General features: G+C 62.8%; 12 protein-coding genes. 10 read left to right on the top strand and 2 right to left on the bottom strand.

Annotated features, from left to right (window positions below; genetic code table 11):
- Positions 1-341 precede the first annotated feature (341 nt).
- Positions 342-1,712, bottom strand: a complete 1,371-nt coding sequence (gene ffh / locus HWE01_RS07105) for a signal recognition particle protein (RefSeq protein WP_008334631.1) — start codon at positions 1,710-1,712, stop codon at positions 342-344.
- A 319-nt stretch (positions 1,713-2,031) separates the two neighbouring features.
- Here ffh and HWE01_RS07100 point away from each other — a divergent pair, with 319 nt between their 5' ends.
- The 10 genes from HWE01_RS07100 to HWE01_RS07055 all read left to right on the top strand — a co-directional run bounded on the left by HWE01_RS07100 (position 2,032) and on the right by HWE01_RS07055 (position 13,453).
- Positions 2,032-2,997 (top strand): ABC transporter substrate-binding protein, encoded by a 966-nt coding sequence (locus HWE01_RS07100; protein ID WP_008334633.1) that lies wholly within the window; start codon positions 2,032-2,034, stop codon positions 2,995-2,997.
- A 16-nt stretch (positions 2,998-3,013) separates the two neighbouring features.
- The gene (locus tag HWE01_RS07095; protein ID WP_008334639.1) at positions 3,014-3,835 is read left to right on the top strand and encodes an ABC transporter permease; all 822 of its coding nucleotides are present in this window, start codon (positions 3,014-3,016) and stop codon (positions 3,833-3,835) included.
- Position 3,836: 1 nt separating this feature from the next.
- Positions 3,837-4,658, top strand: coding sequence for an ABC transporter ATP-binding protein (locus tag HWE01_RS07090; RefSeq protein WP_175342900.1), 822 nt, complete (start codon positions 3,837-3,839; stop codon positions 4,656-4,658).
- Positions 4,659-4,794: 136 nt separating this feature from the next.
- Positions 4,795-5,607, top strand: a complete 813-nt coding sequence (locus tag HWE01_RS07085; protein ID WP_008334647.1) for a cytochrome C assembly family protein — start codon at positions 4,795-4,797, stop codon at positions 5,605-5,607.
- Positions 5,604-5,903: a PP0621 family protein gene (locus HWE01_RS07080; RefSeq protein ID WP_008334650.1), complete on the top strand. Its 300-nt coding sequence runs from the start codon at positions 5,604-5,606 to the stop codon at positions 5,901-5,903. Before HWE01_RS07085 ends, HWE01_RS07080 begins: the two co-directional genes overlap by 4 nt.
- Before the next feature lie 2 nt (positions 5,904-5,905).
- On the top strand, positions 5,906-6,529 hold the full coding sequence (gene ampD / locus HWE01_RS07075; RefSeq protein WP_241821422.1) for a 1,6-anhydro-N-acetylmuramyl-L-alanine amidase AmpD: 624 nt from the start codon (positions 5,906-5,908) through the stop codon (positions 6,527-6,529).
- A 398-nt stretch (positions 6,530-6,927) separates the two neighbouring features.
- Entirely contained in the window at positions 6,928-9,912 is a 2,985-nt protein-coding gene (locus HWE01_RS07070; RefSeq protein WP_241821421.1) for a ribonucleoside-diphosphate reductase subunit alpha, read from the top strand.
- Positions 9,913-10,123: 211 nt separating this feature from the next.
- On the top strand, positions 10,124-11,290 hold the full coding sequence (locus HWE01_RS07065) for a ribonucleotide-diphosphate reductase subunit beta (protein WP_008334654.1): 1,167 nt from the start codon (positions 10,124-10,126) through the stop codon (positions 11,288-11,290).
- A gap of 620 nt (positions 11,291-11,910) precedes the next feature.
- Entirely contained in the window at positions 11,911-12,597 is a 687-nt protein-coding gene (locus tag HWE01_RS07060; RefSeq protein ID WP_502798429.1) for a histone H1-like DNA-binding protein, read from the top strand.
- A gap of 316 nt (positions 12,598-12,913) precedes the next feature.
- The gene (locus HWE01_RS07055) at positions 12,914-13,453 is read left to right on the top strand and encodes a YggT family protein (protein ID WP_034351619.1); all 540 of its coding nucleotides are present in this window, start codon (positions 12,914-12,916) and stop codon (positions 13,451-13,453) included.
- An 82-nt stretch (positions 13,454-13,535) separates the two neighbouring features.
- On the opposite strand, the gene HWE01_RS07050 is transcribed toward HWE01_RS07055, so the two are convergent.
- Entirely contained in the window at positions 13,536-14,129 is a 594-nt protein-coding gene (locus tag HWE01_RS07050) for a peroxiredoxin (RefSeq protein ID WP_241821419.1), read from the bottom strand.
- Positions 14,130-14,171 lie beyond the last annotated feature (42 nt).

Below are 14,171 nucleotides of genomic sequence, written 5' to 3'. Positions count from 1 at the left end.
CAAGTATTTTTTAGTGGATTTTCCTGCGAATGCGCCAGGAAACAACGAGCCGCCCCGATCCGCCGTCAAGCCGCGCCGGTAAAGGGATCGCGGCGGATCACCGGCGTCCGGGAAAGGGCCGCTTTCGGGACTGCGAAGGCGATGCAAAAGCGATGAAAGAAGGGCATGTTTTCATGAGTCGCAAGCGGGCAGAAAATCGCATCCGCGAGCGCCGGGCCAGGCCAGGAAAACGGGGGGGGTAATAGCGAAGGGGGGGCGGGACTGCGGCGGCAGAGGTGCCGCCGGAAATCTTGTGGCAGATGCGCAAAGCCTTTCCCAGCAAGGCTTTGCGGCCGATGCCGTCAGCGCATGCCGCCGGGCAGCATGCCCTTCATGCCGCGCATCATCTTCATCATGCCGCCGCCCTTGAGCTTTTTCATCATCGATTGCATCTGCTCGAACTGGGACAGCATGCGGTTGACTTCCTGCACTTGCACCCCGGCACCGGCGGCGATGCGGCGCTTGCGGGTGGCCTTGATCAGTTCCGGCTTGGCGCGTTCCTGCGGGGTCATGGCGTTGATGATGCCTTCCATGCGGCGCACCTGCTTTTCGGCCTGGTCCATGTTGGCGTTGCCGGCAGCGGCCTGCATCTGGGCCGGCAGCTTGTCCAGCAGGCTGGTGAGGCCGCCCATCTTCTTCATCTGCGACAGCTGCGCCTTGAAGTCATTGAGGTCGAACTTGCCGCCGCCCTTGATCTTGTGCGCCAGATCCTGCGCGGCTTCCATGTCCACACCCTTGCGCGCCTCTTCCACCAGCGCCAGGATGTCGCCCATGCCGAGGATGCGGTTGGCCATGCGCGAGGGATCGAAGGCTTCCAGGCCATCGAGCTTTTCGGCCACACCGGCGAACTTGATGGGCTTGCCGGTGATGTGGCGCACCGACAGCGCCGCACCGCCGCGCGAGTCGCCGTCCAGCTTGGTGAGCACCACGCCGGTCAGCGGCAGGGCATCGTTGAAGGCCTTGGCGGTGTTGATGGCGTCCTGGCCCAGCATGGCGTCGACCACGAACAGGGTTTCGATGGGCTTGATGGCGGCGTGCACGGCGCGGATTTCATCCATCATGGCCTGGTCGATGCCCAGACGGCCGGCGGTGTCGACGATCAGGACTTCGTGGTGGTGCTTCCTGGCGTAATCCAGTGCGGCCAGGGCGATGTCGACCGGCTTGTCGGTCGGCTGGCTGGGGAAGAAGTCGGCACCGGCCTGGCCGGTCACGGTCTGCAGCTGGCCGATGGCGGCCGGGCGGTAGACGTCGGCGGAGACGGTCAGCACCTTTTTCTTCTTGTTCTCGCGCAGGTACTTGGCGAGCTTGCCGACGGTGGTGGTTTTACCGGCACCCTGCAGGCCGGCCATCAGGATGATGGCGGGCGGCTGGGTCGCAAAGTTCAGTTGCGAGGCTTCGGCCCCGAGGTCGGCCCCCATCAGGCTGGCCAGTTCGCGCTGGACCACGCCCACCAGCGCCTGGCCGGGGGTGAGCGAGCCGATGACCTCTTCGCCCATGGCTTTTTCCTTCACCTTGGCGATGAACTCGCGCACGGCCGGCAGGGCCACGTCGGCCTCCAGCAGGGCCAGGCGCACTTCGCGCAGCATCTCGGCGGTATTGGATTCGGTCAGTCGCGCCTCGCCGCGCATGGTTTTGACGACTTTGGCGAGGCGTTGGGTCAGGTTGTCTAGCATGGTGATATCTGCAAATAGGTGGATGGCCGCAGGCCGGGACGAAACGGGCAGGCGCGGCGGCGGGCAATCCTGCATTCTAACCGATCAGACCTGCTGCGCCCCCGCCGGCGCGTGCGGCCCAGATGGGGGGGATACGTAAAATTAACAGCTTGTACAGCCCGCGCTCTTTGTGTATACATGGGCGCTGAATTTCCAAGCGCACAGAACAACCAAGGTCCCCTGCCACGCAGCAGGGGCCAACGCCAGAGAGACTGCCGGCCCCGCACTGCTGGCGCCGGCGCGCCGTATCAACAACGATACACACAAGAGGAGAGTGGAAATGCAAAAGCAAAAGCAATGGATCGCCCTGGCCCTGCTGGCAAGTGCCGGCTTCTCGGCCGCCAGCCATGCCGCCGATGACGTGATTCGTCTGGGCAACCTGAAGTTCGCCCACTATGGCGCGGTGTCCTATATCAAGGAGATCGCTCCCAAATGCGGCATCAAGGTCGACGAGAAGGTCTTCGCCAAGGGGCCGGACGTGATGCAGGGCATTCTGGCCGGGGAGCTGGATGTGGGCACGACCGCGTCGGAAGCTGCCATCTCGGGACGCGCCAACGGTGCGCCGATCTATGTGGTGGCCGGTTTCGCCAAGGGCGGCGCGCGCCTGGTGGCGGGCAAGGATTCGGGCATCAAGTCGGTCAAGGACCTCAAGGGCAAGAAGGTCGGCGTGACCCGTGGCGGCATCCATGAAGTGCTGCTGGACGCGGAACTGGGCCAGAACGGCCTGTCGCCCAAGGATGTGACCATCGTCTACCTGGCCTTTGCCGACCTGAACCAGGCCCTGCTGGGCAAGAACATCGACGCCATGATGCAGAGCGAGCCGCAATCCTCGCAGGCCATCAACAAGGGCTTCGGGGTGGAAGTGATGAAGCCCTACGACACCCCCATCGGCGAGCCCTACCGCACCATGGTGATGACGGAAAAGTTCTATACCGAGAAGCGTCCACTGGCCGAGAAGTTCATGCGCTGCTTCCTGGAGGCGACCAAGACCTTCATCGACAAGCCGGAAGTGGCCGAGAAGTACGTGCGGGAAGTGATCTTCAAGAACCAGATCACCAAGGAAGACTTCTATGACGCCATCGGCAATTCCCCCTACGCCTACGACATCACCCCCGAGCACATCCAGGTGACGACCGACACCATGGCCAAGTATGGCACCGGCAAGATGGCCAAGCCGCCCGTGGCCAAGGATTGGGTCAGGACCGATCTGCTGGAGCAGGCCAAGAAGAGCATGAACCTGAAGTAAGCCGGGGGAATCTCGCATGGCAAAGCAAAACAAGGGCAGCTTCCTGCAGGGGCTGCTGGTGCCGATCCTCGTGATCGCCCTGTGGGAGGGGGCGTCACGGGCAGGCTGGATCAATCCGCAGATCCTGCCTTCGCCCTGGGCGGTGCTCAAGAAATGGGTGGAATACGCCACCCCCCTGAAACCCTATGACCCGCAGGAGGGCAGCTGGCTGGCCTGGGCCTTCTCGGGCGAACTGATCATGGATGCCATCGGCAGCCTGTACCGGGTGGTGGCCGGTTTCCTGATCGGTGCCGGGCTGGCCCTGCCGCTGGGCTTGCTGATGGGTTCCAGTCAGCGCATTTACGGGCTGATGAATCTGACCGTCCAGGTGATCCGTCCGATTCCGCCGATTGCCTACATTCCGCTGGCCATCCTCTGGTTCGGGCTGGGCAATCCGCCGGCGCTGTTCCTGATTGCGCTGGGGGCCTTCTTCCCGGTGCTGATGAACACCATCGCCGGGGTGCGCCAGGTCGACAGCATCTACCTGCGCGCCGCCCGCAACCTGGGGGCGAGCCAGTCCACGCTGTTTCTGCGGGTGATGCTGCCGGCGGCGGTGCCCTACATCCTCTCGGGGGTGCGCATCGGCATCGGGACCGCCTTCATCGTGGTGATCGTGGCCGAGATGATTGCAGTGAGCAATGGCCTGGGCTTTCGCATCATGGAGGCGCGCGAGTATTTCTGGTCGGACAAGATCATCGCCGGCATGATCACCATCGGCCTCTTGGGCCTGGCGATCGACCTGGGCATGAGCCGCCTCAACAATTACATGCTGCGCTGGCATCGCGGACTGGAGAACTGAGATGAACCAGGCAATCAATCAGGCCAATGCCTTGCCCCGTATTCGTATACAGGGCGTGCAGAAGGTCTTCAAGACCGATGACCGCGAGGTCGTGGCCCTCAAGGACATCAACCTGGACATCCCCGATGGCCAGTTCGTCTGCCTGCTCGGCCCCTCCGGTTGCGGCAAGTCGACGCTGTTGAACGCCATCGCCGGCTTCGCCCTGCCGTCGTCGGGCCAGATCCTCACCGACGACAAGGTGGTCAGCGAGCCGGGGCCGGACCGTGGCATGGTGTTTCAGGAATATGCGCTCTTCCCCTGGATGACGGTGGAGCAGAACGTGGCCTTCGGGCTGGAGATCAAGGGCCGGCCCAAGGCCGAGATCCACCAGCGCGTCACGCAACTGCTGGACAAGCTGGGCCTGATCGACTTCCGCACCCGCTTCCCCAAGGACCTCTCGGGCGGCATGCGCCAGCGCGTGGCCATTGCCCGGGTGCTGGCGCTGGATTCGCCCATCATGCTCATGGACGAGCCCTTTGGCGCCCTCGATGCCCTGACCCGCCGCAACCTGCAGGACGAGTTGCTGCGCATCTGGGACGAGTTCAGGAAGACCATCGTCTTCGTCACCCACAGCATCGAGGAAGCCATCTACCTGGCCGACCGCATCGTGGTCATGACCTACCGGCCCGGGACGGTCAAGCGCGACATGCTGGTGAACCTGCCGCGCCTGCGCGATCCGGCCGATCCCGAGTTCAATGCCTTGAAGCGCGAACTGGGTCAGCTGGTGATGGAGGAGCAGCAGCGCCATCACAACGCGGAGATGAAGTCGGCCGCCGTCGACTGAGGCGGTTTCGTTCTGCGGCAATGCCGCTACCGACACGGCAGGCACGCCCTGCCGTGTCGCTTTTGGCGGGGACGATTCGCCTGCGGGCTGACCCGGCGCAAGCGGGCGGGGCGCCGAGATGGTGTAAACTCGGGTGATGCAAACTTATTTTTTCATCCTGGCTGCGCTGCTCTATCTGGGCTGCGCCTTCATGCCTTCGCAGCGGCGCGTGCCGATTTCGGCGGGCATCGTGGTCGGCTGGGTGCTGCATGGCGGGGCGCTGCTGTCGGACATGTTCGCGCCGGAAGCGCTGCGGGTGGGCTTTGCGGTCATGCTGTCGTCCACGCTGTGGATTTCGGTGGCGGCCTACTGGCTGGAAAATCGCAATTTCTCGCTAGACAGCATGCGCGTGCTGGTGCTGCCGGTGGCCGCCGTGGCGGTGGTGCTGCCCAGCATCTTCCCCGGCAACATGGTGGCGCTGGCCGGCAAGTCCGACTGGTTCCTGGCGCATATCGCCGTCTCCATCCTGGCCTACAGCACGCTCACCATCGCCGCCTTCCATGCCGTGCTGATGGTGCTGCAGGAGTCGCGCCTGCATACCCGCCCCGGTCCGGCGGCGCAGTCCAGCTGGTTCGGACTGGCGCTGGATCGCCTGCCGGCGCTCTTGACCATGGAAAAACTGCTGTTTCGCCTGATCGCCTTCGGCTTCAGCTTGCTGACGCTGACGGTATTGTCGGGTGTCGTCTTTTCCGAGCAGTTGTTCGGGACACCATTGAAGTGGGACCACAAGACGATCTTCACCATGTTGTCCTGGCTGCTGTTCGGCCTGCTCCTGGCCGGCCGTCGCTGGCAGGGATGGCGGGGGCGGACCGCGCTGAGCTTTACGCTGGCCGGTTTCGCCATTCTTTTATTGGCTTATGTGGGCAGCCGGTTCGTGCTTGAAGTCGTGCTGCATCGGGTTCTGACATGAAATATCTGATCTGGCTGGTCGTGCTGCTGGCCGTGGTGGTGTGGCTCCAGCGCGCCAAGAAATCCATGCTGGCCGGCAGCGACCCTGCCGCCGAGCGCAATGCCAACGCAGGCGAGCCCGAGCCTGGCATGCCGCGCCCCAAACCTTCGCGTTTCCGCCGCCGTGGCGACAGCAATGTCGAGACCATGGTGCAGTGCGCCCATTGCGGCATCCATTTCCCGTCCTCCGAGGCGGTGGTCCATGCCTCCGGCGCGCACTACTGCTGCGAAGAGCATCGCCGCCTGGCTTCCTTCTGAGCATGGACACCACCCCGTCCGAGCGCGACGCCTGGATCATCGATGGCGACGGCTGGTGCGATCACGCCCGCCGCGAAGCCTCGCCCAACTGCGACGAGCGTCCCGAGGGCGTGGCCGCCGAGCTGCTGGTGATCCACAACATCAGCCTGCCGCCCGGTGAGTTCGGTGGCCCCTACATCGCCGATCTGTTCTGCAATCGCCTTGACTTCGACGCCCATCCGTATTTCGACCAGTTGCGCCCGTTGCGGGTCTCGGCCCACTTCCTGATCCGTCGCGATGGCGAGGTGGTGCAGTTCGTCGCCGCGCATCGTCGTGCCTGGCACGCGGGCGTGTCCAGCTTCGAGGGGCGCGAGCGCTGCAATGACTTTTCCATCGGCATCGAACTGGAAGGGACCGACTTCGAGCCCTTCACCGAGGCCCAGTATACGGCCCTGGTGGCACTCTCCCAGGCGCTGGCAAGACGCTACGGCCTGAGCGCCGTGACCGGTCACGAGCACATCGCGCCGGTGCGCAAGACCGATCCGGGCCCCTTCTTCGACTGGGCAGGCTATCACAACAAAATGGCGGAAATAATGAATACGGCGCAATTGCGCTTCCCTCTTGGCCTTCACAAAAGTCAAGCTTGAACGGCAGAAAAATTCTCGAAATAGCGGTTGCATCTGCCCGGACCCGCTACTAGAATTAGTCCCAATCGATGTTTTGATACTAGATGTAGTGCTCAGTTGAACTTATTGTTGTATTCGGGTCTGCACCCACAGCAGGCCCGTTCCAGGCAGTGCTTCAGAAGGTACCAGACCCGCGAGGCAGTAACCAAGTACGACAACGCCCCCGGTTCTCCTTCTTTTAAATCCGTTCCACACATCAGTTTCAAGCAGTTTTGCGTCAGCATGAATGTCCACGCAAGGGACAGTCATTGTGGGGCGCTTCTGTCGTTCGCCGGTCCGTGCAGTACGGTTCCGATGTAGTTATTAGCAACGCAGGCGGCAACCCCCGGCCGCCTGTCCCATGTACCCCAGGAGGCTAAGTGCGCTCAACCCAAGAAATGTCCGTCAAATCGCCCGCCCCGTTTGGCACGTCCGCCGAGCTGGAAGGCTCCGCCGAAGGCCAGTCCATCGTGTCCCAGACCGCAGGCCTGGGCGAGTACCGTATCATCCGCCGCAATGGCGCCGTGGTCGGTTTCGAGCCCTCCAAGATTTCCATCGCCGTGACCAAGGCCTTCCTGGCCGTCAACGGTGGCCAGGGTGCCGCCTCGGCGCGCGTGCGCGAGATGGTCGAGCAACTGACCACCAACGTGGTGTCGGCGCTGGTGCGTCGTCAGCCCACCGGTGGCACCTTCCATATCGAAGACATCCAGGACCAGGTCGAGCTGGCCCTGATGCGTTCGGGCGAGCATGACGTCGCCCGTGCCTACGTGCTCTACCGTGCCAAGCGCATGGAAGAGCGCGCCCAGCAAGGTGCCGCCACCAAGACCGAAGTGGCCGCACCGCAGCTGCACGTGACTGAAGATGGCCAGAGCCGTCCGCTGGACATCAATGAAGTGCGCTCCCTGATCGCCGCCGCCTGCGTCGGTCTGGACGCGCACGTGGACGCCGAAGCCATCCTGGCCGAGACCGTCAAGAACCTGTACGACGGTGTGCCCGTCGAAGAGCTGTACAAGTCCGCCATCCTGGCTGCCCGCGCGCTGATGGAGAAGGACCCTGCGTATAGCCAGGTGACTTCGCGCCTGCTGATGCACACCATCCGCAAGGAAGTCTTCGGCAAGGAAGTGGCTCAGGCCGATGCGCCCGCCGAATACCTGGAATACTTCCCGCAATACATCAAGAAGGGGATCGACGCCGAGCTGCTCGACACCAAGCTGGCCCAGTTCGACCTGGCCAAGCTGGCTGCTGCGCTCAAGCCCGAGCGCGACCTGCAGTTCGGCTACATCGGCCTGCAGACCCTGTATGACCGTTATTTCCTGCACATCGGCGGCACCCGCATCGAGATGCCCCAGGCGTTCTACATGCGCGTGGCGATGGGCCTGGCACTGAACGAAATCGACCGCGAAGCGCGCGCCATCGAGTTCTACGACCTGCTGTCGTCGTTCGACTTCATGAGCTCGACCCCGACCCTGTTCAACTCGGGTACCCAGCGTTCGCAGCTGTCCTCCTGCTACCTGACCACGGTAGCCGACGACCTCGACGGCATCTACGAAGCCATCAAGGAAAACGCCCTGCTGGCCAAGTTCGCCGGCGGCCTGGGCAATGACTGGACCCCGGTGCGCGCCCTGGGCGCCCACATCAAGGGCACCAACGGCAAGTCGCAAGGCGTGGTCCCCTTCCTGAAGGTGGTCAACGATACCGCCGTGGCGGTCAACCAGGGCGGCAAGCGCAAGGGCGCAGTGTGCGCCTACCTGGAAACCTGGCACATGGACATCGAGGAATTCCTCGAACTGCGCAAGAACACCGGCGACGACCGCCGCCGCACCCACGACATGAACACCGCGAACTGGATTCCCGACCTGTTCATGAAGCGCGTGATGGAAAAGGGCGAGTGGACCCTGTTCTCGCCCTCCGACACCCCGGACCTGCACGACAAGTTCGGCCGTGCCTTCGAAGAAGCCTACACCGCCTATGAAGCCAAGGCTGCCCGTGGCGAGCTGAAGCTCTTCAAGAAGGTGCAAGCCAACGACCTGTGGCGCAAGATGCTGTCGATGCTGTTCGAAACCGGCCACCCGTGGATCACCTTCAAGGATCCCTGCAACATCCGCTCGCCCCAGCAACACGTGGGCGTGGTGCACAGCTCCAACCTGTGCACCGAGATCACCCTGAACACCAACGAGAGCGAGATCGCGGTCTGCAACCTCGGTTCGGTGAACCTGCCGGCGCACCTGGTCAATGGCGAGCTGGACCATGCCAAGCTGCAAAAGACCATCCGCACCGCCATGCGCATGCTGGACAACGTCATCGACATCAACTACTACGCCGTCAAGAAGGCACGTGATTCCAACCTGCGCCACCGTCCGGTGGGCATGGGCATCATGGGCTTCCAGGACTGCCTGCACATCAAGCGCGTGCCGTACGCCTCGATGGACGCCGTCGAATTCGCCGACCGCTCCATGGAAGCCGTCTGCTACTACGCCTACATGGCCTCGACCGAACTGGCTGAAGAGCGCGGCCGTTACGCTTCCTACCGCGGTTCGCTGTGGGATCGCGGCATCCTGCCGCAGGATTCCCTGAAGCTGCTGGCGCAAGAGCGCGGCGGCTACCTGGAAACCGACAGCACCGAGACCCTGGACTGGGCCGCCCTGCGTGCGCGCATCGCCGAACACGGCATGCGCAACTCGAACTGCGTGGCCATTGCGCCGACGGCGACCATCTCCAACATCATCGGCGTGTCCGCCTGCATCGAGCCGACTTACCAGAACCTGTACGTGAAGTCGAACCTGTCGGGTGAGTTCACCGAAATCAACGAGTACCTGGTGCGTGACCTGAAGGCCCGTGGCCTGTGGGACGAAGTCATGGTCGCCGACCTCAAGTATTTCGACGGCAGCCTGGCCAAGATCGACCGCATCCCGCAAGACCTGCGCGACATCTACGCCACCGCCTTCGAAGTCGATCCGTCCTGGCTGGTGGAAGCCGCCTCGCGTCGCCAGAAGTGGATCGACCAGGCCCAGTCGCTGAACATCTACATGGCCGGTGCCTCCGGCAAGCGCCTGGACGAGACCTACAAGCTGGCATGGCTGCGCGGTCTGAAGACCACCTACTACCTGCGCACCATCGGCGCCACCCACACCGAGAAGTCCACTTCCCGTGCGGGCGCACTGAACGCAGTGGCTGTCGATGGCGGTGCCGGCAGCATGGCCTCGGCCTCGGGCAATGCGGTTCCCGCTGCGCCCATCGCCTCGGCCGCCGCGGCATCGGCTGCCTATGTGATGCCGAACCCGGGTGCTTCCATCGAAGCCGACGGTCCGGTCTGCACCATGCGTCCGGGCGATCCGGGCTTCGAAGAGTGCGAAGCCTGCCAGTAAGCAATCCGGGTGGGGCCCGGGCGGCCTGCTGATGAGGATGATCAAGGTCATCCAAGATGACGGCAGCACCACTGTCTGATGTCCCACCCACCCTAGCCGGCGCATCGCGGTGAACTTCACCGGATGCGCCGTTGTCACCTGATAGATACCCGCCGCGCCACGGTCATCCGACCTCGCCGGCAGCGACCGATAAAGTAAAGAGGAACCACAGATGCTTTCTTGGGATGATGAAGTCAAGCAAGCGCCCCAGGCGCCGCGTACCCCCAACCTGCAGCCGCAACTGCAACCGGCCTTTGGTCAGGCCAACGCCGCGCTGAACCCGGCGCTGATGGCCGGCAACAGCGAGCAGGTCGACACCACCCGTCGCGTCAATGCCGCCGACAAGCGCATCATCAACGGCCACACCGACGTCAACCAGCTGGTGCCCTTCAAGTACAAGTGGGCCTGGGACAAGTACCTGGCCGGCTGCGCCAACCACTGGATGCCGCAAGAGATCAACATGCAGCGCGACATCGAGCTGTGGAAGAACCCCAACGGCCTGACCGAAGACGAACGCCGTCTGGTCAAGCGCAACCTGGGCTTCTTCGTCACCGCCGACTCGCTGGCGGCCAACAACATCGTGCTGGGCACCTATCGCCACATCACCGCGCCGGAGTGCCGCCAGTACCTGCTGCGCCAGGCGTTTGAAGAGGCGATCCACACCCACGCCTACCAGTACATCGTTGAATCGCTGGGCCTGGATGAAGCCGAGATCTTCAATGCGTATCACGAGGTCGCGTCGATCCGCGACAAGGACGAGTTCCTCATTCCCTTCATCGATACGCTGACCGATCCCGAGTTCAAGACCGGCACGATGGAGAATGACCAGAAGCTGTTGAAGTCCCTGATCGTCTTCGCCTGCATCATGGAGGGACTGTTCTTCTACGTGGGCTTCACGCAGATCCTGGCGCTGGGTCGCCAGAACAAGATGATGGGCGCGGCCGAGCAGTACCAGTACATCCTGCGTGACGAATCGATGCACTGCAACTTCGGTATCGACCTGATCAACACCGTGAAGATGGAGAACCCGCACCTGTGGACGCCTGAGTTCCGCGACGAAATCAAATCGTTGTTTTTACGCGCGGTGGAGTTGGAATATCGTTACGCAGAGGATACAATGCCGCGAGGCGTGCTCGGGTTGAACGCTACCATGTTCAAGGGCTACCTGCGATTCATCGCAAACCGCCGCGCACAGCAAATCGGATTGGACCCGCTGTTCGCACAAGAAGAAAATCCGTTCCCGTGGATGAGCGAGATGATCGACTTGAAGAAGGAGCGCAACTTCTTTGAGACCCGCGTCATCGAATACCAAACCGGGGGCGCACTGAGTTGGGAATGATGTGCAGTCTCGAAGTTCTCTTCATCGAGACATGATGCACAACAGCAGTCGGGTAGCTTGCAAGATACCCGGCTGCTGAAACGGAAAAGGCCTACGCCAAATTAATGAACAGTCAGAGACCGAATCAATCTTCTCTGTTATCGCCGCTTAACCCCATCTTGTCGGGTCAGGCGGCTTTTCCTTTGAAAAACACCAAGGTTTTTCAGGAACGCGATTCCGACGCTAGCGTTTGAACACGCTGGCGTTTTTTTTGGTGTCGCGCCTGCTCCCGTAGTCGCATCTTCCTGCGCCATTGCGCGGGCACTACCGGAGGGGCGTCGCCAAGATAGCTGAAGCGCTGCATAGGTGAGGGGATGCAGCAGTTCAGCTGGTGCCGAATTCATTAGCGCAAGCCACAGGCGGCTTGTGCCGATGAATAGCTCGCCCGCGTCATCGCGATGTCGCGTGCGGGTTGCTTATATCAAGCTTGATTTTTTCCATTCACGTGAAGAAGGAGAAACAAAATGGCAACAGCAGCAAAGAAGACCGCGGCGAAGAAGCCGGCGGCAAAGAAGGCGGCAGCCGCCAAGGAAACCACCAAGAAGGTAGCCGCGCCCAAGGCCGCAGCCGCCAAGAAGACCGTGGCCAAGGCCGCCGCCAAGCCGGCAGCAGTGAAGAAGGCAGCCGCTCCGAAGGCAGCAGCGAAGAAGGTTGCAGCGCCGAAGGCAGCTGCAAAGAAGACCGCAGCGCCGAAGGCAGCCGCAGCGAAGAAGGTTGCAGCACCGAAGGCAGCAGCGAAGAAGACCGCAGCACCGAAGGCAGCCGCAGCGAAGAAGGTTGCAGCACCGAAGGCAGCAGCGAAGAAGGTTGCAGCACCGAAGGCAGCAGCGAAGAAGGTTGCAGCACCGAAGGCAGCAGCCAAGAAGGTCGCAGCACCGAAGGCAGCAGCGAAGAAGGTTGCAGCACCGAAGGCAGCAGCCAAGAAGGTTGCAGCACCGAAGGCAGCAGCCAAGAAGGTCGCAGCACCGAAGGCGGCAGCCAAGAAGGTTGCAGCGCCGAAGGCAGCCGCCAAGAAGGTTGCAGCACCGAAGGCAGCCGCCGCAAAGAAGGTTGCAGCACCGAAGGCCGCTCCCAAGGCAGCCGCCAAGAAGGTAGCCGCTCCGAAGGCCGCAGCGCCCAAGGCAGCTGCAGCACCGAAGGCAGCCGCCAAGAAGGCCGCCGCTCCGAAGAAGGCAGCCGCCAAGCCGGCAGCCGCAGCACCGGCCGCCAAGACCGTGCTGAACCCGGCCGCTGCATGGCCGTTCCCGACCGGCGCTGGCCGTCCGTAAGATCGGCGCGCGTCTAGTCTGATCCCCTCAGACTGAAGGCCGCTGTGTGGCATTGCGCCATGCAGCGGTTTTTTTTATGCCCGGCCGATCCGCTGCCACGGCGCTCACTCTGCGCCGGTGATGGCGGTTTGATGCGCTGGATTGCTCTGGCAATTCGTCGCAATGGCACAATATATGAAAGCTCGGGTATGCTCGCACGCGGCGCCCCGGTTTGTCTGCGCACTACGGCAGCGCGTGACGCAAGGTGCCGCTGGCGATTGCGCCGCCGCTGCTTGCCCTCTAGTATGTGCCCTGCCTCTCACTGATGGAGATCCCTGTGCTGCTTAGTATTTTCACGATGATCGTCAACGCCGTCGCCAGCATCCTGGCCGGTGTCATGCTGCTGCGTTTCTGGATGCAGGTGGTGCGCGTGCGTCCGCCGCAACCGGTGGGACAGTTCGTCTACCAGCTCTCGGACTGGCTGGTGCGTCCGCTGCGACGGGTGATGCCGGGCGGCGGTTACGACTGGGCCAGCCTGGTGGGGGCCTTCCTCATCGTGCTGCTGTCCATCATCGCCATCCTGGGCCTGCAGTCGGGCTTCGACTTCAAACTCATCTTCCTGGTAGCGCTGGAGCGCTTCTTTGAATGGATCTGTTATGGCTTCATGGCCACGCTGATCATCGAGGCCGTCTTCAGCTGGGTCAACCCGCACGCGCCGCTGGCGCCCTTCGTGGGCGCCCTGAACGATCCCCTGCTGCGTCCGCTGCGCCGAATCATCCCGCCGCTCGGAGGCGTCGATCTGTCCCCCCTGGTGCTGCTGATCCTGTTGCAGATCGCGGTGCGGGTGGTCAGCGGCCTGCTCTTCGGGATGTTCTGAGCGCACTGCCGGGGCTTCTCCCCACACGCAAAAAGAGCCGGACATCGTCCGGCTCTTTTGCTGTCTGCCTGCTCTTCTGCGGTCAGCGCTTCTGCCTGGCCGACCATTGCTCCAGCGCCTGCATGGTGTTCTCCACATGCTTCTCCGGATTCATGTCGGTGTACTCGTAGAGGATCGCATGGTCCGGCGTGATGACGTAGGAGGTGCGGCTGGCATAGCCGGTCACCTTGAGGAACTGGGCGTCATAAGCCTTCATGATCTTCTTGTCGACATCGGCAGCCACGGCGAACTTGCTGCGGCATTCACTGACGGAGAACTTGTTGAGGGTCTCGATATTGTCGCCCGACACGCCGATGACGGTTGCCCCCAGGGCCTTGTAGCGGTCCACGGCCTCGGCGAAGAGATGGGCTTCGATGGTGCAGCCGGAGGTGAAGGCGGCCGGGTAGAAGTACAGCACCACCGGACCTTTCTTGAGCGCCTCCGCGAGCGTGAAGGTCGAGACCTGTCCGCCCAGTGAACTCGGGGCCGAGAACTCGGGCGCCTTGTCCCCGGGTTTGAGTGCCGCCAGCGCGGCCTGCGAACACAGGGCCGCCCCCACCAGCAGGGAGGCACCGCACCAGCGGCGCAGGCGGGCGGCAGCACCGGCAGTCATGGCAAACGAGGAAGGGCTCAGCATGGTCGATCTCCTTGGTGGGTCATGCTGCCGGCCTCACGCAGT

Origin of the sequence: Herbaspirillum sp. C7C8 (genome assembly GCF_022627875.1) — a bacterium.
GTDB lineage: Bacteria > Pseudomonadota > Gammaproteobacteria > Burkholderiales > Burkholderiaceae_D > Herbaspirillum.
The sequence above is the reverse complement of the archived record's forward strand: the minus strand, read 5'-3'. Positions and strand labels throughout refer to the sequence as shown.